Source organism: Caulobacter sp. GW456-12-1-14-TSB4, from assembly GCF_059424195.1.
Genome location: NZ_JBWKZF010000007.1, coordinates 1 through 20,746 on the forward strand (window position 1 = coordinate 1; position 20,746 = coordinate 20,746).

The 20,746-nt window shown below is 68.3% G+C and carries 22 protein-coding genes; 8 read left to right on the top strand and 14 right to left on the bottom strand.

Features of this window, described 5'->3' with window-relative positions:
- Positions 1–213, bottom strand: a 213-nt coding sequence (locus AC07YH_RS08470; protein ID WP_494746560.1) for a hypothetical protein, incomplete at its 3' end; no start/stop codon positions are given.
- A 201-nt stretch (positions 214–414) separates the two neighbouring features.
- Here AC07YH_RS08470 and AC07YH_RS08475 point away from each other — a divergent pair.
- On the top strand, positions 415–1,086 hold the full coding sequence (locus AC07YH_RS08475; protein WP_494746561.1) for a hypothetical protein: 672 nt from the start codon (positions 415–417) through the stop codon (positions 1,084–1,086).
- 4 nt (positions 1,087–1,090) lie between these two features.
- On the opposite strand, the gene AC07YH_RS08480 is transcribed toward AC07YH_RS08475, so the two are convergent.
- On the bottom strand, positions 1,091–1,591 hold the full coding sequence (locus AC07YH_RS08480) for a PIN domain-containing protein (RefSeq protein WP_494746562.1): 501 nt from the start codon (positions 1,589–1,591) through the stop codon (positions 1,091–1,093).
- Positions 1,591–1,833 (bottom strand): type II toxin-antitoxin system Phd/YefM family antitoxin, encoded by a 243-nt coding sequence (locus tag AC07YH_RS08485; RefSeq protein ID WP_494746563.1) that lies wholly within the window; start codon positions 1,831–1,833, stop codon positions 1,591–1,593. The genes AC07YH_RS08480 and AC07YH_RS08485 overlap by 1 nt, the downstream gene beginning before the upstream one ends.
- Before the next feature lie 206 nt (positions 1,834–2,039).
- On the opposite strand from AC07YH_RS08485, the gene AC07YH_RS08490 reads away from it, so the two are divergent.
- Positions 2,040–3,404: a cation:proton antiporter gene (locus AC07YH_RS08490; RefSeq protein ID WP_494746564.1), complete on the top strand. Its 1,365-nt coding sequence runs from the start codon at positions 2,040–2,042 to the stop codon at positions 3,402–3,404.
- A gap of 59 nt (positions 3,405–3,463) precedes the next feature.
- Here AC07YH_RS08490 and AC07YH_RS08495 read toward each other — a convergent pair whose 3' ends face one another.
- Positions 3,464–4,054, bottom strand: coding sequence for an NADPH-dependent FMN reductase (locus tag AC07YH_RS08495; RefSeq protein WP_494746565.1), 591 nt, complete (start codon positions 4,052–4,054; stop codon positions 3,464–3,466).
- 74 nt (positions 4,055–4,128) lie between these two features.
- Here AC07YH_RS08495 and AC07YH_RS08500 point away from each other — a divergent pair, with 74 nt between their 5' ends.
- Positions 4,129–4,542: a winged helix-turn-helix transcriptional regulator gene (locus AC07YH_RS08500; RefSeq protein ID WP_494746566.1), complete on the top strand. Its 414-nt coding sequence runs from the start codon at positions 4,129–4,131 to the stop codon at positions 4,540–4,542.
- 6 nt (positions 4,543–4,548) lie between these two features.
- Here AC07YH_RS08500 and AC07YH_RS08505 read toward each other — a convergent pair whose 3' ends face one another.
- Complete coding sequence (locus tag AC07YH_RS08505; protein ID WP_494746567.1) at positions 4,549–6,111, bottom strand: tryptophan halogenase family protein; 1,563 nt, start codon at positions 6,109–6,111, stop codon at positions 4,549–4,551.
- A gap of 312 nt (positions 6,112–6,423) precedes the next feature.
- Here AC07YH_RS08505 and AC07YH_RS08510 point away from each other — a divergent pair, with 312 nt between their 5' ends.
- Entirely contained in the window at positions 6,424–9,090 is a 2,667-nt protein-coding gene (locus tag AC07YH_RS08510; protein WP_494746568.1) for a TonB-dependent receptor plug domain-containing protein, read from the top strand.
- Between the two features lie 70 nt (positions 9,091–9,160).
- On the opposite strand, the gene AC07YH_RS08515 is transcribed toward AC07YH_RS08510, so the two are convergent.
- Entirely contained in the window at positions 9,161–10,054 is an 894-nt protein-coding gene (locus tag AC07YH_RS08515) for a LysR family transcriptional regulator (protein WP_494746569.1), read from the bottom strand.
- 121 nt (positions 10,055–10,175) lie between these two features.
- On the opposite strand from AC07YH_RS08515, the gene AC07YH_RS08520 reads away from it, so the two are divergent.
- Entirely contained in the window at positions 10,176–10,568 is a 393-nt protein-coding gene (locus AC07YH_RS08520) for a RidA family protein (protein ID WP_494746570.1), read from the top strand.
- Here the strand turns inward: AC07YH_RS08520 and AC07YH_RS08525 are convergent.
- The 3 genes from AC07YH_RS08525 to AC07YH_RS08535 form a co-directional block, all read right to left on the bottom strand.
- Positions 10,565–11,629: an oxidoreductase gene (locus AC07YH_RS08525; protein WP_494746571.1), complete on the bottom strand. Its 1,065-nt coding sequence runs from the start codon at positions 11,627–11,629 to the stop codon at positions 10,565–10,567. The two genes, AC07YH_RS08520 and AC07YH_RS08525, sit on opposite strands and share 4 nt — an antisense overlap.
- 74 nt (positions 11,630–11,703) lie before the next feature.
- Positions 11,704–12,978, bottom strand: a complete 1,275-nt coding sequence (locus tag AC07YH_RS08530) for an MFS transporter (RefSeq protein ID WP_494746572.1) — start codon at positions 12,976–12,978, stop codon at positions 11,704–11,706.
- Positions 12,979–13,013: 35 nt separating this feature from the next.
- Positions 13,014–13,835, bottom strand: a complete 822-nt coding sequence (locus AC07YH_RS08535) for a 2-keto-4-pentenoate hydratase (RefSeq protein WP_494746573.1) — start codon at positions 13,833–13,835, stop codon at positions 13,014–13,016.
- A gap of 279 nt (positions 13,836–14,114) precedes the next feature.
- On the opposite strand from AC07YH_RS08535, the gene AC07YH_RS08540 reads away from it, so the two are divergent.
- Positions 14,115–16,193 (top strand): hybrid sensor histidine kinase/response regulator, encoded by a 2,079-nt coding sequence (locus AC07YH_RS08540; RefSeq protein ID WP_494746574.1) that lies wholly within the window; start codon positions 14,115–14,117, stop codon positions 16,191–16,193.
- Between the two features lie 51 nt (positions 16,194–16,244).
- Here AC07YH_RS08540 and AC07YH_RS08545 read toward each other — a convergent pair whose 3' ends face one another.
- From AC07YH_RS08545 to AC07YH_RS08555, 3 genes are read right to left on the bottom strand one after another with little or no spacing between them, the layout of a single operon-like run.
- The gene (locus tag AC07YH_RS08545) at positions 16,245–16,499 is read right to left on the bottom strand and encodes a hypothetical protein (RefSeq protein ID WP_494746575.1); all 255 of its coding nucleotides are present in this window, start codon (positions 16,497–16,499) and stop codon (positions 16,245–16,247) included.
- 46 nt (positions 16,500–16,545) lie between these two features.
- A complete protein-coding gene (locus tag AC07YH_RS08550; RefSeq protein ID WP_494746576.1) occupies positions 16,546–18,195 on the bottom strand; it encodes a TadG family pilus assembly protein in 1,650 nt (549 codons plus the stop codon).
- Between the two features lies 1 nt (position 18,196).
- On the bottom strand, positions 18,197–18,571 hold the full coding sequence (locus AC07YH_RS08555; protein ID WP_494746577.1) for a TadE/TadG family type IV pilus assembly protein: 375 nt from the start codon (positions 18,569–18,571) through the stop codon (positions 18,197–18,199).
- A gap of 292 nt (positions 18,572–18,863) precedes the next feature.
- Here AC07YH_RS08555 and AC07YH_RS08560 point away from each other — a divergent pair, with 292 nt between their 5' ends.
- Together AC07YH_RS08560 and AC07YH_RS08565 are read left to right on the top strand one after the other, a co-directional pair.
- Positions 18,864–19,754 (top strand): PAS domain-containing protein, encoded by an 891-nt coding sequence (locus AC07YH_RS08560; protein ID WP_494746578.1) that lies wholly within the window; start codon positions 18,864–18,866, stop codon positions 19,752–19,754.
- A gap of 123 nt (positions 19,755–19,877) precedes the next feature.
- A complete protein-coding gene (locus AC07YH_RS08565) occupies positions 19,878–20,243 on the top strand; it encodes a BlaI/MecI/CopY family transcriptional regulator (RefSeq protein WP_494746579.1) in 366 nt (121 codons plus the stop codon).
- Positions 20,244–20,250: 7 nt separating this feature from the next.
- Here AC07YH_RS08565 and AC07YH_RS08570 read toward each other — a convergent pair whose 3' ends face one another.
- Both AC07YH_RS08570 and AC07YH_RS08575 read right to left on the bottom strand, forming a co-directional pair.
- Positions 20,251–20,514 carry a hypothetical protein gene (locus tag AC07YH_RS08570; RefSeq protein ID WP_494746580.1) on the bottom strand — a complete coding sequence of 88 codons (264 nt, stop codon included), beginning with the start codon at positions 20,512–20,514 and terminating at the stop codon, positions 20,251–20,253.
- Positions 20,511–20,720, bottom strand: a complete 210-nt coding sequence (locus AC07YH_RS08575; protein WP_494746581.1) for a hypothetical protein — start codon at positions 20,718–20,720, stop codon at positions 20,511–20,513. The genes AC07YH_RS08570 and AC07YH_RS08575 overlap by 4 nt, the downstream gene beginning before the upstream one ends.
- Positions 20,721–20,746: the final 26 nt, after the last annotated feature.

The window sequence follows — 20,746 nt, forward strand, 5'->3', positions numbered from 1 at the left end:
GGCTTCTACCGTCCTGGAGAGGCTGTGCGGGTGTTCGGCGGTGCGGGGTCTGGACGGGCGCATGATCGGCTCGACCAGCTCGACGATCATGGGGGACGGCCCCTCGACGGCGTCCGGCGCCTCGGGCCGCGCCAGCCAGGCCAGGACCAGCAGGTGCAGGCCTAGGGACAGGCCGGCGATCAGCCATGTCCGTCCGCTTCGCCCCGCCGCCATAGCGCCTCGTCCCCCAACCTCAGCTTGAGCAGGGTTCCGGCCTGGTTGTGTCGAAAGCGGGGCTCTGATGAGGCGCAATCACGAACGCGCGCTTTTCGGAACGGACGCGGCGATTCCCGGGTTGATTGGCGGTCAGATCAATTTCGTGAGTTCAGGACCATGGTTTCGCCAGTTCACAGTTCCGCGGGGCGACAATGCGCCGTGGCCGTGCTGGCGCTGAGTCTCGGGCTGGGGGCGGCCGATACGGCGCTGGCGGGCAAGCAGCAGAAGACTCCTCAGACCTCCGCCGAGGCCAATACCCAGAGCCTGGGTTCGGCCGTCGCGGCCCCGCTGCGCGACATCAATGTCGTGCGTTCCGAGATACCTGACCTGCTGAAGAAGGCCCAGGTCGATCCCTATGCTCCGCCCAGCACTGGCTGCGCGCCGCTGAAGGCCGAGATCGACCAGTTCGACGCCGTGTTGGGCGACGACTATGACGACCGCAGCGACGCCAAGACCGGGCAGGGCGGCATGGCCAAGCCCGTCCTGGGCGTGGTGGCCAGCACGATCACCGACGTCATCCCGATGCGCGGCTGGGTGCGCCGCCTGACCGGGGCCGAGCGCCACGACCAGGAGGTCCGCGACGCCATCAAGGCCGGCTTCGTGCGGCGCGGCTATCTGAAGGGCCTCTACAACGCCGGGACCTGCAAGGGGAACCGACTGGTGTTCGTGGCCGCCAAGCCGGCCCCGCCGCCGGTGATGATCGCCGCCGAGCCTGTCCCGGTGATGGTCGCGGCCCAGCCGCCGACCCCGACGCCCCAGGTCGCCGCGCCGCTCGCGCCGTTCTCGATGACGGTGCGCGTCGCCGCCGCTGACGCCACGGGCGTGCAGTAGGGCTTCAGCCCCGCACGAAGATGTTCCGCAGCCACTGGGTGCCGGCCTTGGCGGCCTGACCCCAGTCTTCCTCGTCGTCCAGCGCCTCGGGCTTGTAGCCCCAGGGATTGAACAGCTTTAGCCGGGGGACCTTGGCGAAGGCCGTCGCGTCGCGGGTGGCCAGGGTCAGGCCGTGCTCCAGGGCGGTGGCGGCCAGCAGGGCGTCGCGGCTGTCAGCCAGCGGCAGGTGGGCGCGGCGGCGGACCACGGCGGCGTCGATCGCCAGGACCCGGCCGTCAAAGGCGGCCGTGACGCGGTTGTCCAGCCAGTCGCGCAGCTGCGCGCCCTGGGTCTTGTCCTTGCGCTCGGCGCGGGCGACGGCGGTGTCCAGCTCCAGCAGCGTGAGGGCCGAGATGAACAGACTGGAGCGCGAGGCGTTGGTCGCCCAGGCGGCCAGGCCGCCGTCGGTGGCGCCAGCCTTGGCGTTGCGCAGCTCGAAGACGACGTCGGTGTCGAGCAGATGCATCAGCCGCCGTCCCGCCGGTTCCAGGTTTCCGTCGAGCGCGGCAGCTCGACCGGGGCCAGGCCCGGCATGGCCAGCAGATCGACGATGGTCTCGGTCTGGCCCGTCAGCCGGCGATAGGTCTCGACGCTCATCAGCACGTGGGTAGGGCGGCCGCGATCGGTGATGAACACCGGCTCGAGTCGGGCCGCGCGCTTGGCCTGGCTGACATCCTGGTTGAAATCGCGGCTCGTCAGGACCTTCATCAGCGTGGCTCGCCCGGGAAAATGACAAGGTTGTCTGTAGGTACGTTACTACATAGTGGCGTTCCGGCAACAAAAAATGGGCAACGAAAACAATCGACTGACAAGGCTGTCAAAAATGCCGTCGTCCTGTTGCGCACGCGCCGGATTCCTGCGCGGCATGAGGCCAAGGCGTAAAGCCAGACGACATTCTTTAGGGGGCTAAGACAGTGTCAGACCTGATTTCGCAGACGATCGCCGTGGCGGGCGACCTGCTCAACAAGCACGGACCGGCCACGAAGGCCGCCGCCGCCAGCTACTCGCCGACCGATTTTTCCGTGCACTTCTTCCTGCAGCTGGCCGTCATCGTGCTGGCCTGCCGCGTCGTGGGTTGGCTCGGCCAGAAGCTGCTGAAGCAGCCCCAGGTCGTGGGCGAGATGATCGCCGGCGTGGTGCTTGGCCCGTCGCTGCTGGGCCTGCTGGCCCCCGATCTGCAAGCCGCGATCTTCCCCAAGGAAACCAAGAACATCCTCTATGTCGGCGCCCAGCTGGGCGTGGGCCTCTACATGTTTATGGTCGGCACCAGCTTCCAGGCGGGCCACTTCAAGTCCAAAGCCAAGAGCGCGATGAGCGTGTCGTTCGCCGGCATCGCCGCGCCGTTCGTCATCGCCGCCCTGATCACGCCGTTCCTGCTGAAGGTCCCGGGCCTGTTCGCCGCTGGCATCAGCCAGGCCAACGCCACCCTGTTCATGGGCGCCTGCATCGCCCTGACCGCCTTCCCGATGCTGGCCCGGATCATCAATGAGCGCGGCCTGGCCAACACCTCGCTGGGCACCCTGTCCCTGACCGCTGGCGCCTTCGACGACGCCGTGTCGTGGTGCGTGCTGGCCCTGGTGCTGGCGACGTTCGGCGGCGGCCCCGGCGTGGCGGGTCTGGCGATCGGCGGCGGCCTGCTGTGGGTGCTGTTCGTGGTCACCATGGGTCCGAAGATCCTGGCCCCGCTGGGCCGCATGGTCGAGCGCGACGGCGAGATGACCACCTCGACCCTGGCTCTGGTCATCCTGGCCTTCTGCACCTCGGCGTTCCTGATGGACGCCGTCGGCATCCACGCCATCTTCGGCGGCTTCATCCTGGGCGTGGTCATGCCGCGCGGCCTGCTGGTCGAGGAGCTGAAGAAGAAGGTCGAGCCGATCGCCGTCGTGCTGCTGCTGCCGATGTTCTTCACCTATTCGGGCCTCAACACCCGGATGGACATGGTCAACTCGCCCCAGCTGCTGCTGATCGCCCTCGGCGTCCTGGCCGCCTCGATCGTGGCCAAGTGGGGCGCCTGCTACGTCGCCGCCCGCGCCACCGGCGAGAACCACTCGACGGCCATGGGTATCGGCGCGCTGATGAACTCGCGCGGCCTGATGGAGCTGATCATCATCAATATCGGCCTGCAGAAGGGCATCATCGGCCCGACCCTGTTCTCGATGCTGGTGCTGATGGCGATCGTCACCACGGTGATGGCCAGCCCGCTGTTCGAGGTCGTCTACGGCAAGAAGGCCCGCGAGTCGGGCGAGCTGGGCGCGGTGCCGGACGGCGCGCGGGCTTAAGGCTCAAGAGCATTTCCCCACTGGGCCCGCTTCGAAGGAAGCGGGCCTTTTTCTTGGGGTCAGTTCGCCCGGGCGGCCATGGTCGCCTTGGCCCACCACGAGAGCTCATCCAGGGCGGCCGTGGCCGACGCCAGCAGGTGGCCCTCGATGTCCTCGATCGTCTGCGCGCCGCCGAGGGCGGGGTGGATGGCCATGAAGTCGGCCCCGCCGATGTGGACGGCGCTGCGGGTCGAGACCATCTGCAGCTCGACGCCGATGCCGCGCAGGTGCTCGACCGCGCGAGCCGCCCCGACGCCGCCATAGCCGATCGCCGTGAACGGCTTGTGCTCCCACTCCGTATAGGCCTGGTCGAGCGCGTTCTTCAGCACGCCGGTGATCGAGTGATTGTACTCGGCGACCACGAAGATGAAGCCGTCGAAGCGCGCCAGGGTCTGCTGCCAGCGCACCGCCTCGGGGTTCTGGCTGGGCATCCAGCGATTGCTGGCCATCTCGTCGAACAGCGGCAGGGGATGGTCGCGCAGGTCGACCAGCTCGGCGTCGAAGTTGCCGCGCGCCTGGGCCTGCTTGAGAATCCACTGGGCGGGCGCATCGGCGAAGCGCGTCGGGCGGGTCGTGCCGACGATCACGGCGATGCGGGGTTTGGTGGTCATGATAACCTCGGGTATGCTGGTTTCTAATGGAAACCGGATTACGAAAGTTCTCTGGGGCCACGTAAGGAGGCACTTTGTCGACACCAGATAACCGCGAGGAAACCGCCCCCTGCGAGGAGGCGCCTTGCGCCGGCAACCCCGCGCATTGCGAGCACATCAGCCGTCTGCTGGCGCGGATCAGCGACAAGTGGACTCTGCTGGTGGTGCGGACGCTGGGACCTGGTCCCCGGCGCTTCAACGCCCTGCGCCGCGACATCGGTGAGATCAGCCAGAAGGTGCTGGCCTCGACCCTGCGAGACCTTGAGGAGAACGGCTTCGTCTCGCGCACGGTGACCCACACCACGCCGCCGCAGGTCGAATACGCCCTGACGGAGCTGGGCTACGATCTGCTGACGCCGGTGAAGGCCTTGTCGGAATGGGTCGTGGCCAATGCGGCGCGCATGGACGCCGCGCGGGTCAGCTACGCCGAGCGTCGGGCCGCGGAGTAGCGGGGCTCACGCCCCTTCGAGCGCGAAGCCGAACTGGTTGATCTGCGCGATCAGGTCGCGGTGGCTGGGCAGGTCCTGGGTGGCGCGGTCGGCGAAGCCACGGATTTTGGCGAACAGCTTGGCGGCCGCCGCAACGTCCGGGAACTCGCCCGCGCCGTCGGCCAGGTCGGTTTTGAAGCCCATGCCGTAGAGAATGTACTGGTAGTTGAAGAAGGCGAAGGTCTCGAGATCGAGGATGAAGTCGAACCGGGCCGGCGGGCGATAGCGCCACTGTTCCAAGAGGTCGGCCAGCCGTTCGGGGATCGAGGCCGATAGCGTGTTCTCGCGCCAGAACGGCTCGGGCCGCTGGCTGAGCGCGTAGTGCAGCTTCAGGAAGACGATGATGTTGTCGTAGCGCGCCGTCATCAGCTCGTTGAAGCGGCGGGCCGGGGCGCTGACCGGGCCGTTGTGCGGGAAGAGCTCGGCGATCATCGCCACGGCGGCCTCGATCAGCACCACACCGGTGGATTCCAGCGGCTCCAGGAAGCCGGCCGACAGGCCCACGGCGACGCAGTTCTTGATCCACTGCTTCTCGCGATAGCCGGCGTCGAAGCTGATCTTGCGAGGCTCGATGTCGGCCCCGCCGAGATAGTCGCGCAGCACCGCCTCGGCCTGGTCGTCGTCCATGTGGTCGCTGGAATAGACGCAGCCGACGCCGCGCGCGCCGGCCAGGCCGATGTCCCAGGTCCAGCCGGCCGCGTGGGCGGTGGCGACGGTGTAGCTCTGGATCGGCGCGTCGGGCCGCTCATAGGGCGCGCGGCAGGCCAGAGCTCGGTCGGCGAACAGGATCGGCCTGGCCGACTTGAACGGCGAGCCCAGGGCCTTGCCGATCAGTTCGGCGCGGAATCCCGAGCAGTCGATATAGAGGTCGGCGGTCAGCTCGCCGTGCTCGGGCGAGACGATCTTGGCGATGGCGCCGGTCTCGTCCAGCGGCGCTTCGGTGACCTGGCCTTGCAGGTGGCGCACGCCCAGCGCGCGGGCCCGGTCGGCCAGCACCTGGGCCAGCTTGGCGGCGTCGAAGTGGTAGGCGTAGTTCAGCGGGCCAGCGAAGTCGCTCTCGTGCGGCCGCTTGGGCGCTCGGGCGGCGTCCGCGACGCGGGCCTGGATGGTCACGGCCTCGGCGAACGGGGCGCGAGCGGCCTCGTCCTGCAGCAGCCAGTAGGGGGCCAGCGAGGTCCCCTCGGTCGAGAACGGCGCCTCGAACGGATGGAAGAAGCTGTGGTGCTTGCCGCCCCCACTCCTGTCGCTTTCAGGCGCATGGACCCAGTCGACGAACCGGATGCCCTGCTTGAAGGTCGCCGAGGTCTCGCGGATGAAGTGCGCCTCGTCGATCCCTAAGAACCGCAGGGTGTTGCGGATGGTGGGGAAGGTGGCCTCGCCGACGCCGACGATGCCGATGTCGGGCGACTCCAGGAGGGTGATCTCCAGGTGCGCGTGCTCGGCCACGCGCAGGGCCTTGGCCAGATAGGCGGCCGTCAGCCACCCGGCCGTCCCGCCGCCCACGATGAGGATGCTTCGCCTGCGTTGCATGCGGGATTGATAGCAGAGTTCGGCGACGGGGAAGGGGCTTTCGGCGGACGGGCGGCGCCGCAATTATGGTCACGGCGCTGCGCAAAAAGCGTGGCGGGCGCCGCGCAATGGCGCAGCCAGAGCCCCAAAGACCGCCGTTACGTTCCCGGGATGGTGGTGGCTATTGCGGATATTTCGCGTCTGACGAACTGTTTCAATCGCGCAACCTCGCCGGTTGCGCCTGTATTCGAGCGTAAAAACAAGAAAATTACGTCGCCGGGAAGCTGCCCTCGAAAAGAAACAAACGCGCAAACAGCGCTACGAGGGGTTTGTATGACTAAGTTCTCAAAGACTATTCTGCTTTCGGGGATCTCGACTCTTTCGATCGCACTAGGGTGCGCCAGCCTTGCCAATGCCTCCGGCTTCCAGGCCAAGGCGTCCGAGCCAACCGCGACCGAACTCGACTCTATTATTGTCGTCGGCACGCGCAGAACCGACCGCTCGGTGGTGGACTCGCCGTCGCCGATCGACGTGTTCGGCGGCGAAGAGCTGGCCCGCCAGCCGGCCGCGGACATGCTGGACGTGGTCAAGAACCTCGTCCCGTCGTTCTACGTGCCGCAGAACACCATTTCCGACGCCTCGACCTTCGTGCGCGCGCCATCGCTGCGCGGCCTCGGCGCCGACCAGGTGCTCGTGATGATCAACGGCAAGCGCTACAACCGCTCGGCCCTGGTCCAGGTGGTGACGGGCGGCGACACCGCCCTGTCGCTGGGCGCGCAGGCCGTCGACCTGTCGATGATCCCGTCGATCGCGGTCAAGAACCTGCAGATCCTGCGTGACGGCGCGACCGCCCAGTACGGCTCGGACGCCATCGGCGGCGTCATCAACTACGGCCTGCGCGACAGCGACACCGGCTTCGAGGCCCAGGCGCGCTATGGCCAGACCTATAGCGGCGACGGCGAGAGCTATCAGTTCGCCATCAACGCCGGCTTCAAGCTGTTCGACGCGGGCTTCGTCAACGTGTCGGGCGAGTATTTCGACGACGGCGAGACCAGCCGGGGCGCCACCCGGCCCATCGCCGCCGTCTTCGCGGCGAACAATCCCACCCTCGCGGGGCAATTGCCCAACTATCCCGGCCCGGCGCAGATCTGGGGCTCGTCGCCGACCAACGGCTATAAGATTTTCGTCAACGCCGGCTACGACGTCAACGAGAACACCCACCTCTACCTGACGGCCAATGTCGGGCATCGCGAAGCCGATCAGAGCTTCAACTACCGCTCGCCGATCTCGGCGCCGACGCCGCTGGCGATCAACAACGGCACCGGCACGGCCGCCACGGGCTCGCCGGGGCGCAACGGCGCGTTCGCCCCGATCTACCTGACGGCCTGTCCGACCGGCAACGCCACGTGCCCCACGGGCGGCTTCGTCAAGGACAGCAACACCTTCAACTTCACGTCCGTCTATCCGGCCGGCTTCACCCCGCGCTTCCAGGGCGTGGTCGAACAGTTCTACGGCACGGCGGGCGCCCGGGGGACGGCCGACAACGGCCTGACCTACGACCTCTCGGCCACCGTGGCCAAGAACTCGCTGGACCTGGCGATGACCAAGTCGCTGAACGCCTCGTTCGGTCCGGCCAGCCAGAAAGAGTTCCAGTTCGGCAAGCTGATCCAGCGCGAAACCAACCTGAACCTGGACCTGACCTATCCGGTCGAGGTGGGCTTCGCGAGCCCGATCACCCTGTCGGGCGGCGCCGAGTTCCGGCACGAGGAATATGAAGCCACCGCCGGCGACCTGCAGTCCTACGCCGCCGGTCCCTATGCCGTGCAGCCGCTGTACGTGCAGGTCTCGCCGGGCGTCTACACGCGCTCGATCGTGGGCGGCAATCCCGAGACGGCGTCGCAGTCGCCGGGCGCCAGCGGCTATGGCGGCACCAGCCCGGCGTCGGCCAAGACCTCGACCCAGAGCAACTACGGCGTCTATCTCGGCGCCGAGACCGACATCACCGAGGCCTTCACGGTCGGCGTCGCCGGTCGCTACGAGGACTACGACACCTTCGGCGACACCCTGGTGGGCAAGGTGAACGCCCTCTATCACGTGTCGGACATGTTCTCGGTGCGCGGCACCGTGGGCACGGGCTTCCACGCCCCGTCGCCCGGGCAGAGCAACACCGAGATCCTGACGACCGCCTTCGCCCCTGGCGGCGAGCAGGTCCAGACCGGCACCTATCCGGTGACCAGCGCCATCGCCAAGTATTTCGGCGCCAAGACCCTGACCCCCGAGAAGTCCACCAACTACGGCGTCGGGTTCGTCTTCAAGCCGATCGACAACTTCACGCTCACCGTCGATGGCTATCAGATCAAGGTGAAGGACCGCATCAGCATCACCAGCACGTTCGATGTGGTCGCGGCCGACATCGTCGCCCAGCCCGCGCTGGCCGCGGTCGGGGTCGGCGGCGCGGTGGCCTATTTCACCAACGGCTTCGACACCAAGACCAAGGGCGTCGACGCGGTCGCCAGCTATCGCACCGACCTGGGCGGCAACCCGCTGAGCCTCACCCTGGCCTACAGCTACAACAAGAGCACGGTCACCAAATCCGACCCGGTGGCCATCGGCGCCGACCGAATCTACGACATCGAGAACATCACGCCCAAGCACCGGGCCAACGCCTCGGCCAGCTACGAGATCGGCGGCTTCCTGATCAACGCCCGCGGCAACTACTACAGCAGCTGGAGCACCAACCAGGACTATCCGGGCCAGAAGTTCGGTTCGAAGGTCACCGCCGACCTCGACGTCAGCTACACGCTGGCTGAGAAGTACACGCTGACCGTCGGGGCCAATAACCTGTTCGACGCCTATCCGGACAAGCTCAAGCCGACCACGGCCAACCCGATCTACGCCCTGACCGGCAGCACGGCCGACGGTCAGATCTATCCGCGCTCGGGCGGCCCGTTCGGCATGAATGGCGGCTTCTGGTACGCGCGCCTGAAGGTGAAATACTAGGGCGCTTTCCCTAGGCAGGAATGACGAGAGCGCCGTCCGGCTTGGTCCGGGCGGCGCTTTTGCGTGGCCGCTAGCGCCCGGTTTCCCGCACCACGTCCAGGAACGCGCGCAGGGCCGGCGGCACGGCGCGGTGGCCGGGATAGTAGACCGCCGCGGGCTCCGCGAACTGCAGCCACGGCGACAGGACCTCGCGCAGCTGGCCGGCGGCGAGGGCGGCCTGGGCGGTCGAGCTGATCACATAGGCTATCCCCAGGCCCTGGACGGCGGCGTCGACCATCAGGTCCTCGTCGTCCAGCGTCACGGGGCCGGTGACGTCGAGGCTGATCGCCTGGCCGGCCCGCTCGAACTCCCAGCGATAGAGGCGGCCGCTGGGCAGGCGATGGCCGATGCAGCGATGGGCGGTCAGCTCGTCGGGCGCGGTCGGGGTCCCGGCGCGCTCCAGATAGGCGGGCGAGGCGACGCAGACGAAGCGCAGCGGCGGGCCGATCGGCACGGCGATCATGTCCCGAGGGATCGAGCCGGCCAGGCGCACGCCGGCGTCGAAACCGGCCTGGACGATGTCGATCAGCTGGCCCTGAGCGACCAGATCGACGGTGACGTCGGGATAGCGCTCGGCCATCCGGGGCAGGACGTCGCGGACCAGGATGGCGGCCCCGGCGCGCGGGGCGTTGATGCGGACCACGCCGGCGACCTGGCCTCGGAATGGCGCGACGCTGTCCAGGGCGTCGTCCAGCGAGCTCAGCGCCGGCTGCAGGCGCTGCAGCAGCTGCAATCCGGCCTCGGTCGGCGAGACGCTGCGGGTGGTGCGGTTCAGCAGCCGCACGCCCATCCGCTCCTCCAGCGCCCGCATCGCATGGCTTAGCGTCGAGGGGGCCGCGCCCAGCTCGTCGGCCGCGCGGCGGAAGCTGCGGTGCGTGGCGACCGCCACGAAGGCGGTGAGGTCGTTGAGGGACGGACGGGGCATTGATGGGGATTTTGCATCAGCTCATGCCGATTTCAACGTCTAGTTCGTCATGCGGCGTCGACCTACTTCGAGGTCCTGCCCAGCGGAGACCGCCGGGCGCGACATCGAAAGGTATCTAGTCATGTCCAAGCGCGAAGCCATCTTCCCCGCAGGCCGCCACGCTCTGTACGACCTGCACCAGTATTCGGCCGCCATCCGCTCGGGCGACCTGTTGTTCGTCTCCGGCCAGGTCGGCAGCCGCGAGGACGGCTCGCCCGAGCCGGTCTATGAGGACCAGGTCCGGCGGGCCTTCGCCAATCTGAAGGCCGTGCTGGCCGCCGCCGGCTGCGGGATGGAGGACGTGATCGATGTCACCTCGTTCCACACCGATCCCGAGGCGCAGTTCGAGACGATGATGGCCGTGCGAGCCGAAGAGATCGGCGATCCGCCCTATCCGAACTGGACGGCGGTCGGGGTCACCTGGCTGGCCGGCTTCGACTTCGAGATCAAGGTCGTCGCCCGCATCCCGAGCTAGGGCGCGACCGGCAGCTCGCGCTGTTCGTCCGCCGCGCGCTGGGCCAGTTCCAGCAGCTCCATCGTCCGCAGCGCGCTCTCCACCGACACGGGGGAGGGCGCGCCGTCGCGGATGGCGTCGCGGACGCCGGCGTAGAACGCGCGGTAGTCGGAGGGCTGGGTCGCGACCTCGACCTGCGAGGCGACCTCGTTCTCGACCGTGGTGATCGCGCCGTGGCGGGTGTCGATCCCCCAGCCGTCGGCGCCGGGGGTCATGCCGGCCTTCAGCTGGCCCTCTTGCGGATCGAGGCCGTGCTTGACGTAGCTGGCCTTGGTCCCGTGGACCGAGAAGCGCGGGCCGGTCGCGGCGGTCAGCAGGTTGCCGTGCAGGATCACCCGCAGGACCGGATAGCGCAGGGTGACGTGGAAATAGTCGTCGGCGGTCGCGCCCTCGCGCTGGGCGCCGATGTCGGCCGAGATGGCCAGCGGCTCGCCGAACAGGGCCAGGGCCTGGTCCAGCAGGTGGGGCCCCAGATCGATCCAGGCGCCCGAGCCCGGACCGGCCCGTTCGCGCCAACGGTCGCGGACCTCGGGGCGGAAGCGGTCGTAGCGGTTCTCGCAGAGGACGATCTCGCCCAGCACGCCCTCGGCCAGCAGGCGCTTCACCGTGAGGAAGTCGCTGTCCCAGCGGCGGTTGTGGAACACGGTCAGCAGCTTGCCGGCGGCCTTGGCGGCGTCGGTCATCGCGTGGGCCTCGGCGGCGGTGACGGCGAAGGGCTTGTCGACCACCACGGCCTTGCCAGCCTCGAGCGCGGCGATCGCCTGGGGCGCGTGCAGGACGTTCGGTGTGGCGATGACGACGAGGTCGATGGCGGGATCGGCCAGGGCCGTGTCGAGCTCGGCGACGACGCGCGCCTCGGGGAAGTCGGCGGCGACCTTGGCCGGGTCGCTCGACACCACGGCGTGCAGCGAAAGGCCCGGCGTCGCGGCGATCAGCGGGGCGTGGAAGGTCTTGCCGACATAGCCGTAGCCGACAAGAGCCACTTGGAGGGGGGCGACGTTCAACGGAGGGGAGGCTGCCATCATGTCCGTCCTCTATACGAAAGAAGGCCGAGGATCGCTCCCCGGCCTTCGATATCGTGGGGTCGTGTCGATCCTTAGATCTTCACGGGCTCCATCTTGGGCATCAGCAGGTGGATGACCAGCAGGGCGATCAGATAGGCGCTGCCGGCGACCAGGAAGATCGGCGTGTAGGTGCCGATGCTGTCCAGCACCTTGCCGATGTACTTCGAGAAGGCCATGCCCCCGAAAGCGCCCAGCATGCCGCCGATGCCGACGACCGAGCCGACCGCGGCGCGCGGGAACACGTCCGACGGCAGGGTGTAGAGGTTGGCCGAGAAGCCCTGGTGGGCGGCGGTGGCGACGCCGATGATCAGCACGGCCAGCCAAACGTTGCTGGCGTTGGCGGCGAAGATCACGGGCACGGCCAGCAGGGCGCAGACCAGCATGGTCAGCTTGCGGGCCTTGTTGATGCTGGCGCCGTTCTTCATCAGCGTGGAGGACATCCAGCCGCCGGCCACCGAACCGACGTCCGACAGCAGGTAGATGGCGATCAGCGGCGGGCCGAAGGTCTTCAGGTCCAGCTTGTAGGTCTTGCCCAGGAAGTCCGGCAGCCAGAACAGGAACATCCACCAGATCGGGTCGATCAGGAACTTGCCCAGGGCGAAGGCCCAGGTTTCGCGCTTGGTCAGCAGCTTGGCCCAGCCGATCTTCTCGACGGGGTCGGCCGGATCCTGCTCGATATAGGCCAGTTCGGCGGCCGACAGGCGCTTCTGCTCGCGCGGACGGCGATAGACCAGCAGCCAGATCGGCAGCCAGATCAGGCCGGCGGCGCCGGTGACGATGAAGGCCATCTGCCAGCCGAAGGCCAGCACGATGCCGGGAACGACCAGCGGGGTGACGATGGCGCCGATGTTGGTGCCGGCGTTGAACAGGCCGGTGGCGAAGGCGCGTTCCTTCTTGGGGAACCACTCGGCCACGGCCTTGATGCCGCCGGGGAAGCCGCCGGCCTCACCGATGCCCAGGCCCATGCGGGCGGCCACGAAGCCGCCGAAGCCGGCCGCCGCCGCGTGGGCGACGTGGGCGATCTGCCAGATGGCGAAGGCCACGCCGAAGCCCCAGCGGGCCCCGATCTTGTCCATGATCTTGCCCCAGGCGAGATACGCGATCGCGTAGGCCATCTGGAAGTAGAACACGAGGTCGGCGTAGTGGGTCTCGTCCCAGCCGAATTCCTTCGACAGGTCCGCCTTCAGGAGGCCGATCGTCTGACGATCGACGTAGTTGATGACCATCGCCGCGAACAGCAAGCTGACGATCACCCAACGATACCGTCCGATCTTCTCGGACGGGGCGGGCGCTTTCGAAAAGTCCATGGACGCCTTCCTTCCCCCTTTTAGCGGGTCGTTTCTTATTTCGCCGGAACGGCGACGCAGTCCACGGTTCCGAACGGGCCGAAATCGATGTGGGCCACGTCACCGGCGGCCACGTCGTGGATGCCCGTGGTCGCGCCGGTCGTGACGATCTGACCCTTCTTCAGCGGCTTGCCGCGCGCGGCGACGGTTCCGAGCAGGAAGGCCAGGGCGGCCAGCGGAGAGCCCGGGATCGTCGCGGCGGTCGCCTTGCCCACCGACTTGCCGTTGATGATGGTCTCGACCGGCATATCCTCCCAGGCGATGTCGCGCCAGTTGGAAATGGCCTGACCAATGATCTGACCATCGTTGTTGCCGAAGTCCGACGCCACGACGGTCGGGCCCAAGGCGTTGATGGTGGCCAGCGGGCTGCCGGCGATCTCGACGCCGACCAGCAGCTCGCCGACATATTCGGCGGCTTCCTCGGCGGTCCATTCGGTCTTGTCGGCCGGAGCGTCCTTGCCCAGGCGGATGATGAACTCGGCCTCGACGGCGCAGAAGCCGCCTTCGATGGCGCGGAATTCGTTCGGCGCGCCGACCTTGGCGTCCTGGACCTTGGACTTGAAGATGCAGCCGGCCAGGCGCTCGGCGCCCAGGCGCTCGCGATGCTGCGGCGGCACCAGGCCGACCTTCCAGCCGACCAGCTCGTCCGGCCAGGCGGCGATGGCGAGGTCTTGGACGGCATAGCCCTCGGCCATGGACGAGGGAATCACGCCGCCCGGATAGCCGGGGACGCTGACGCCCTCTTGCCGGGCCTTTACGAACTGGGGAGCAATGGCCGCGGGGGCGAAAATCGCGCTGTCGGCCTCAGAAACGGTCACGCCGCTAGTCCTCCCTCGAATATTCGGCACAGGTCCCGCTTGGCGGGTGTTGTGACGTCTCTAGTGGAAACCGGTGTCATTGACAATGAGCCCGTGAACGCGCGTTCGGCGACCGGAAACCATCCAGGCAGGCGAGTGGGTCGCGCTTCGGTCGAGCGGGCAGAATGTCTTCAATTGTCAGGCGTGAGTGCTTCTCAGAAAAATGGATAAGATATAACGGTCACAAGAATTATATAGTTAAGCTCTCTTCGAGATACTTGCGTTATCTAGGTGCAACCGGTGGTATATAAGCAGGATAAGGTCCTGGATTATCTGGAACGGCGTAATCGCCACCTGCTTGAAATCTGCCGTGCGCAATCGAAGATTGCGTCTGCCGATTTCGAGATCGACGAATTCATGCAGATGTCGGTCGATCTTCTACGCTCGGTGTTCGACGCAGGCGGGGTGGCGGTCGAACTCGTGGACGGCGAGGAGATGGTCTATGTCGCCATCGACGCCGCCAACGCCCAATATCGCGGTTTGAGGCTGTCGCGGGCCGCCTCGCTGTCGGGCCAGGCCTCCCTGCAGGGGCGGCTGATGCACTGCACGGACGCCCATGCCGACCCTCGCGTCGACCGGGCCAATTGCGAGAAGATCGGCATCCGCTCGATGGTCTGCGCGCCGCTGTTCCAGGACGGCCGGGCGGTGGGGGTGCTGAAGGCCTTCGACGCCGCGCCGGACGCCTTCGACGCCGACGACATCGAGACCGTCAGCCTGGTCGCCGAGACGCTGGGCGCGGCCCTGGCCAAGCAGCTGGCGCACAGCGAGCGCGAGGGCCTGCTGGTCGAGCTGGCCATGGCCCGCGACGAAGCCGAGGCCGAGATGAGCCGCGCGCGCATGGCCGAGATCATGGGCGGCCTGGGCCGCTGGAGCTTCGACTACGTCACCGGGCGCAGCGACTGGTCGGACCAGATGTACGACCTGCACGGCCTGCCGCGCGGGGCGCCGATCTCCGGCGACGTCATCTTCTCGCGCGTGCATCCCGACGATCGGGCCCTGGTCCGCGCCCTGGTCGACCAGAGCCGGCCGCTGGGCGAAACCGGGCCGTTCATCGACTTCCGCTGGACCCGCCCCGACGACGGCCGCGAGCGCCGCCTGCAGGCCCTGACCGCCGTGGAGCTGGACGCCGCCGGCCGCAAGACGGCGCTGATGGGCGTGGTCCGCGACGTCACCGAACAGCATGAGCGCGAGGTCGAGCTGCTGAAGGCGCGCGGGGAGGCCGAGACCGCCGCCCGCACCAAGGCCGCCTTCCTGGCCAACATGACCCACGAGCTGCGCACGCCGCTGACGGCGGTGCTGGGCTTCTCGCGCCTGATCGCCCGCGACGAGGGGCTTGGGGCCGAGAACCGCGTGCTGGTCGACCGGATCATGAACGCCGGCGAGGCCCTGCTGCACACGATCAACGACATCCTCGACTTCTCGAAGCTGGAGGACGGTCATGTCGAGATCCGGCCGCGTCCGGTCGCCGTGCAGGCCTGCGTCCGCGACACCTTGGAGCTGCTGGCCCCGCTGGCCGCCGAGAAGCGCCTGGCTCTGGAGCTGGTGGTCGATCCGGCCACGCCCGAGCGGGTGCTGGTCGATCGCGACCGCGTGCGCCAGCTGCTGCTGAACCTGGCCGGCAACGCCGTGAAGTTCACCGAGACGGGCGCGGTCATCGTCACCCTGGCCCCCTCGGCCGACGGCGCGTCGCTGGTCTGGACGGTGCAGGACACCGGTCCTGGCATCTCGCCCGAGGGCGTCGAGCAACTGTTCGTGCGGTTCTCGCAGGTCGAGGGCGGCGGCCAGGGCGGCGGCGCGGGGCTGGGCCTGGCCATCTGCAAGGGTCTGGTCGAGATCATGGGCGGCCAGATCGGCGTCGAGAGCACGCCGGGCGACGGCTCGCGCTTCTGGTTCTCGCTGCCGCTGCAGGTGGCGCATGACGATGCGCCGGTCGAGGCCGACGCCGAGGACTACGCCGCGCGGGTCGACGGCCGCTCGGTGCTGGTCGCCGACGACAACGCCGCCAACCGCATCCTGCTGCGCACCATCCTGCAGGCCTTCAACATCGAGGTGTCCGAGGCCCGTGACGGCGGCGAGGCCGTGGACCTGGCCGATCGCCGCGATTTCGACCTGATCCTGATGGACCTGCGCATGCCCGGCCTGGACGGGGAGGGCGCGGCTCGTCGCATCCGCGATGCGGCCGACGGCCGGATCACGCCGATCCTGGCCTTCTCGGCCGACCGCGATCCGATCCTGGATCCGGCCCTGTTCAAGGGCGCGGTGCCCAAGCCGATCGAACCCCAGACCCTGCTGGCCGCCATGGCCCTGGCGATGGGCTAGGGACAGGTCCAGGAGATATCGGGAAGCCGCCATGCCACTGGGGTCGAAGCCCTAGCGCCTAGGCTCCCGTCGCCAGCCGTTTTCCAGCAGGTCCAGCGCCATCAGGTGGGCGACCTCCAGGGTCAGGTCCTCCAGCGCGTCGATCAGCTCGGCGCGGCGCGATTGGACGGGGGTGTGGGCATAGAGCGCGCAGATCGCGTGCAGCTGGCCCCGGATATTGGGCGCCTCGAAGACCGAACCCAGCAGGTTGAGCTCGGCCGCCGGCGTCGTGTCGACCAGCCGCAGACGGTGATAGGGCAGGGGCATCGGGGTGTTCCTTTCCTAGAGAGGGGTTCAAGTCCTAGAGAGGGATTCAGGCGACCAGCGCCGCGTCGCGGCAGCGCAGGCCGTTCATGCGCACATCGGCCTCGCCCAGGCGCACGCCGACCAAGCCGGTCAGGGCGTCCAGCACCTCGTCCAGGGGCGCGCCCAGGGGCGTCAGCAGGGCGGCGGTGGCGCTGGTGAGGGCGTTCTCGCCAAGGTTCAGTCCCAGGCCGAGGAGGTTGGCCTTCAGCGACAGCTGGCCCAACAAGGTGGCGATGCTGGCCTGGGCCAGGTCGTGGGTGGCGACCGTCTTGACCACGCCTGTCTTGATGTCGCTCTGGCTGAAGCGGACCGGCTGCCAGGTCTTGCCGCCCAGCGACACCGACGCCTTGCCGGTGACGCTGAACAGCGGGGCCTTGGCGATCGCGGCGTCGGTCGGGGTCAGGGGCGTCTTGAAGTCCGCCAGCTTGCCGGTGTCGATCTCGCCGACCGCCAGGGTCCCCAGGCCCGGACGCACGTCCAGGGTCGCTTCGCCGGCCGCGCAGGCCATGGCCTTGAGCCGGGCCTCGCCCGAGGCGGCTTCGACCAGCAGCGGCAGCTTGATCTCGGCGACCTGCAGAAGGCCTGTCCCGCCGACCTTGGCCTCCAGATAGAGGCGGGTCTGGGCCGTGCGGACGATGACGTCGCGGCTGGCGGTGATGGTCATCCAGGGGGCGTTGTTGGGCGGCTCGCCGATGGCCAGCCAGGCCTTGAGGCCGGCCAGGCCCGGAACCGCCGCGCCCAGGTCCAGGGCCACCTGCCGATCGCCGTTGGACAGCGCCAGCACCGCTTTGGACAGGTTCAGGGCGTCCAGTCGCACGGTCGCGCCATGGCCGCCGGTGACGTGACCCTGGGCGCCGTAGGGGCCCGGATCGAACAGCCTGCTCAGCTGGGCCGGCGTGCGATCGCCGGCGGCCCGCGCCAGGGCCTTGGCGGCGTTGGCGGCGCGGGTCTGGCCCTGGGTGTCGAGCGTGGCGCCCAGCGCCCGCAGGGCGCGGCCGGTGGTCAGCTTGGCGCCGAGCACATCGTTGTACGAGGCGGCCTGCAGGCCCAGGTCCAGCTTCAGCGCGTCGAGATAGTCGAACAGATCGACATCGGCGGTCGCCAGCGCCTGGTAGTCCATGACCGACAGGTTGACCTGCGAACCGGTCAGGCCCGCCAGCAGGGCGTTGGCCACGCCGCCGTTCAGCGAGGCCAGGCGCGTGCCGATCGAGAAGCTGGCCAGCTCGGCGCGGGCCGCCGTGGCCTGGCGGCGGATGGTCAGGGTCGGCTTGCCCAGCAGGGCCTGGCCGAAGAACAGCGGGGTTTCGCCGCTGAGCTTCACACGCACCGCGTCGGGGTCATTGGCGCCGGCGGTGAAGCGTTCACCGGCCGCCAGGGCCCGGTTGGCCTGGTAGCTGCCCTTCTCGACGTTCACGGCGAGAGGGCCGGTCCAGCCGTTGTCGCGGGCGGTGGCCTCGGCGGCGGCCTGGGCGTGGTCCAGGTCGCGGGCGGCGGCCATGGCGGCCAGGTCGGCCGCGCCCTGGAGGCGGCGGGTCTCCATGAACACCGAGCCCAGATCGACCGCGGCGGCCGAGAAGCCCACCAGGGTCAGCATGCTGACCGCGCTGATGATGGCGACGCCGCCATCTTGGTTCGAGGCGAAGCGCTTGCGGGCCATGTCAGTAGCCCCCCAGGCGCACCGTGGCCTGACGCACCAGCGTCTGGGGCGGGGCGGGGACCAGGCCCGTCAGCGCCCGGAAGCCGGCGTCCGAGGTGTCATAGCGGACCGAGACCACCATGCGGTCGCCAAGGGTCTCCACGACCATGGTCGCGGCGGCGGCCTTCAGGTTGGCGTAGTCGCCGACTTCCTCGCCCAGGGTGTCGCGCGCCAGGTGCTCGCGCTCGCCGGCGTCCAGTCCGGCCAGGGCCGCGCGGGCCGAGTCGTTGGCCAGCTGCTGCACCGCGTGGGACATCCAGAAGAACTGGCCCCAGACCATGATCCCCATGACCAGCACCATGAAGATCGGACCCAGGATGGCGAACTCCACCGCCACCGATCCGCTTTCGCTCCCCCGCGGTCTCTTGTTGTTCGAGCGTCCCTTCATGTGACGTCTCCTCTCCTCCGAGGGGAGAAGAGTGCATCCACACGACTTGGGATTGGTAACGAGACCGGAAGACGGATTTCCCGTGATAAGTGCGACGTCCTGCCGCAGAGGTCCCGCGCGTCTCGGCTGTTGTGACACGCGTTGTGCAACTATAGCGTTGCCGTGTGTCGCCCGGGTCCATCATCCTTAAGGCGAGGCGGTTGAGCGTTTTGCGGATTTTGCGGACAGCCAGGAGGCTGTGATGAAGACGCTGAACTCGGAACCCCTGTCGGTCACGGCCGCCGAAATCAGCCGCAACTTCGGACATTGGCAGGATCGCGCGCTAGAGGCGCCGGTCATCGTCACCCACCACGGCCGGCCGCGCGTGGCGGTGGTGTCGGCGGGCCTGTTCTTCGGCCTGACGGACGAGGGCGCCGTGCGCGCGGCGCACGGACGGTCCGAAACGGCGCTGGCGGCGCTGCTCGGCGCGATGAGCGAGGCGTTCGTGGCCTTCGACGAGTCGCTGAAGGCGGTGGTCGTCAACCGTCCGTTCGAGGCGCTGGCGGGGCTGAGCGTCGGCCAGCTGGAGGGCTTGTCGTGGTCGGAGCTTTTCCCCGCGCCCTGCCAGGCGATGATCGGCGAGCAGTTGCGACGGGCGCTGAGCGCGGGCGAGATCTGCGAGTTCGAGGCCAGCGCCGCGCCCGGCGGCGAGCGGCGCTGCAGCATGCGGGCCTTCCCCTATCCGGGCGGGGTGGCCCTGCTGCTGCTCAATCGCAGCGAGGAGCGCGACCTGCGGCGGCGGTTCGATGCGGCGGTGGCGTTCCGGACGGCGACCTCGAACCTGCACGATGTCGGCGCCGCGCGGCTGAACGTGCGCGGCGCGTTCGCCGAGCTGGACGAGCGGTTCGCGGCCATGACCGGCTTCAAGGTCGAGGAGCTGATCGACTACCGCCTGACCGACGTGGTGCGCCCGGCCGAGCGTCACGCCCTGTCGGCGCGGATCGAGGCGGTGATGCGGACCAACGAGCCGGCGGTCACCGGCGCGACTCTGCTGGTCAAGGACGGTGGCGAGCGCGAGATCGAGCTCAGCCTCGCCCCGCTGCTGGAAGACCATGCGCCGATGGGTCTGATCGTGGCGGCTAGAGCGGCCTGAGCGCGTCAGGCGAAAGTGCGTGCGGTTTCGCCTGACGCGCGTCAAATCTCAAGTTCGCGGCGCCGCGCTTGACACACGTAATAGCGGGTATAGCGTCCCCGGTGAATTACGGATGTAAGTGTCATGCACATCACCGCCGCCGAAGCGCATGTCATGGAGGCCCTCTGGCGTCGCCAGCCGATGTCGGCCGACGACCTGGTCGCCGAGGTCGGGGCGTCCCAGGCCTGGGGCGAGGCCACGGTCAAGACACTGATCAACCGCCTGCTGAAGAAGAAAGCGATCAAGTCCGAGCGCGCCGACGGCAAGCACGGCTATCGCCCGCTGATCGACCGCAGCGTCTATGTCCACTCCGAGAGCCAGGGTCTGCTGGACCGCCTGTTCGAAGGCCAGCTGGCCCCGCTGATCAGCCACTTCGCCCAGCACCGCCCGCTGAAGGCGGACGAGGTGGAGCGGCTGAAGAAGCTGATCGACGGGATGGCGGAGAAGTAGGTCGGGCCTAGGTCGCGGCCGGCTGGTCCAGGACGCTGGTGATCACGCCGCCCTCGACCACGCGGACGCCGCGAAAGTGCATCTGACCGCCCAGGTAGCTGATCTGTTCCAGCGGGATGTCGTTATCCCGCCGCAACCGCCGACCGTCGTTGAGGGTCAGGCGCAGGGTCATGGTCTTCGCCAGGACGCCACCGGCCAGCGCGGTCTCGATCTGCCCGCCGAACACGACGGCGGGCGAGGGCGGGGGTTTGGGCAGGGCGGTCTTGCTCACGACCGGGCCCAGAAGCCGGTCTCGCCGCTGACCCGGACCTGACAGGCCTGACCGGACGCGTTCAGGCTGGTCGCCCGCCGATGAGCGGCGGCTTTGGAGACCTCCTTGTCGGGCGACTGGCCGAAATAGTCGCCATCCTGCTCGACGGTCCAGCCACCCTCGTGACGCAGAACATTCAGAATAGTTCGGTTGTTAATTTCGCGCATAATCAACGGTTAACATGAAATACGCT

Coding starts and splice junctions, on each gene's coding strand:
- AC07YH_RS08480 (WP_494746562.1), bottom strand. CDS start 1,591: ATGCATCTGCTCGACACCGACGTCGTCTTCGAGCTGCGCAACGCCAAG.
- AC07YH_RS08485 (WP_494746563.1), bottom strand. CDS start 1,833: ATGAAGGTCCTGACGAGCCGCGATTTCAACCAGGATGTCAGCCAGGCC.
- AC07YH_RS08495 (WP_494746565.1), bottom strand. CDS start 4,054: ATGACCACCAAACCCCGCATCGCCGTGATCGTCGGCACGACCCGCCCG.
- AC07YH_RS08505 (WP_494746567.1), bottom strand. CDS start 6,111: ATGCAACGCAGGCGAAGCATCCTCATCGTGGGCGGCGGGACGGCCGGG.
- AC07YH_RS08510 (WP_494746568.1), top strand. CDS start 6,424: ATGACTAAGTTCTCAAAGACTATTCTGCTTTCGGGGATCTCGACTCTT.
- AC07YH_RS08515 (WP_494746569.1), bottom strand. CDS start 10,054: ATGCCCCGTCCGTCCCTCAACGACCTCACCGCCTTCGTGGCGGTCGCC.
- AC07YH_RS08520 (WP_494746570.1), top strand. CDS start 10,176: ATGTCCAAGCGCGAAGCCATCTTCCCCGCAGGCCGCCACGCTCTGTAC.
- AC07YH_RS08525 (WP_494746571.1), bottom strand. CDS start 11,629: ATGGCAGCCTCCCCTCCGTTGAACGTCGCCCCCCTCCAAGTGGCTCTT.
- AC07YH_RS08530 (WP_494746572.1), bottom strand. CDS start 12,978: ATGGACTTTTCGAAAGCGCCCGCCCCGTCCGAGAAGATCGGACGGTAT.
- AC07YH_RS08545 (WP_494746575.1), bottom strand. CDS start 16,499: ATGCCCCTGCCCTATCACCGTCTGCGGCTGGTCGACACGACGCCGGCG.
- AC07YH_RS08550 (WP_494746576.1), bottom strand. CDS start 18,195: ATGGCCCGCAAGCGCTTCGCCTCGAACCAAGATGGCGGCGTCGCCATC.
- AC07YH_RS08560 (WP_494746578.1), top strand. CDS start 18,864: ATGAAGACGCTGAACTCGGAACCCCTGTCGGTCACGGCCGCCGAAATC.
- AC07YH_RS08565 (WP_494746579.1), top strand. CDS start 19,878: ATGCACATCACCGCCGCCGAAGCGCATGTCATGGAGGCCCTCTGGCGT.
- AC07YH_RS08575 (WP_494746581.1), bottom strand. CDS start 20,720: ATGCGCGAAATTAACAACCGAACTATTCTGAATGTTCTGCGTCACGAG.